Origin of the sequence: Arthrobacter sp. B0490 (assembly GCF_002929355.1) — a bacterium.
Lineage (GTDB): Bacteria > Actinomycetota > Actinomycetes > Actinomycetales > Micrococcaceae > Arthrobacter_D.
Map to the genome: position 1 here is coordinate 1 of NZ_PJIR01000052.1, position 1,014 is coordinate 1,014.

Here is a 1,014-nt window from a genome sequence, read left to right on the forward strand (position 1 = left end):
CCCACGCCCTCGGTCCCCGCACCGGACATCGTCCGCTGCGCGTACATGGAGATCGTGGTCACCGACCTCGCCCGCTCGCGGGAGTTCTACGTCGACGTCCTCGGCCTGCACGTCACCGAGGAGGACGACGCGGCGATCTACCTCCGCTCGCTCGAGGAGTTCATCCACCACAACCTCGTGCTGCGGCAAGGGCCTGTCGCCGCGGTCGCCGCCTTCGCCTACCGCGTGAAGTCACCCGCCGAGGTCGATGCCGCCGAGGCGTACTACCGCGAACTCGGCTGCCGGACCGAGCGCCGCCGGGACGGCTTCACGAAAGGCGTCGGGGACTCGGTCCGCGTCGAGGATCCTCTAGGTTTCCCCTACGAGTTCTTCTACGACGTCGAGCACGTGGAGCGCCTGACCCAGCGCTACGACCTCTACTCCGCCGGCGAACTCGTCCGGCTGGACCACTTCAACCAGGTCACCCCGGACGTCCCGCGCGGACGGGCGTACCTCGAGGACCTCGGCTTCCGCGTCTCCGAGGACATCCAGGACTCCGACGGCGTCACCTATGCCGTATGGATGCACCGCAAGCAGACCGTGCACGACACCGCCCTCACCGGGGGCAACGGACCCCGCATGCACCACGTCGCCTTCGCCACGCACGAGAAGCACAACATCATCCAGATCTGCGACAAGATGGGCGCCCTGCGGATCAGCGACCGCATCGAGCGCGGGCCCGGGCGCCACGGCGTCTCCAACGCGTTCTACCTCTACATCCTCGACCCGGACGGCCACCGCATCGAGATCTACTGCCAGGACTACTACACGGGCGACCCGGACAACCCGACCATCACGTGGGACGTCCACGACAACCAGCGCCGCGACTGGTGGGGCAACCCCGTGGTCCCGTCCTGGTACTCGGAGGCCTCCCTCGTCCTGGACCTCGACGGCACCCCGCAGCCCGTCGTCGAGCGCGAGGACAGGAGCGAGATGGCCGTGACCGTCGGCGCGGACGGCTTCTCCTACACGCGC

1 protein-coding gene is annotated in these 1,014 nt (G+C 68.4%); it reads left to right on the forward strand.

The window, feature by feature from the left end:
- On the forward strand, positions 1–1,014 hold a 1,014-nt coding region (gene hpaD / locus CXQ97_RS18550; RefSeq protein ID WP_104182361.1), incomplete at both ends, for a 3,4-dihydroxyphenylacetate 2,3-dioxygenase.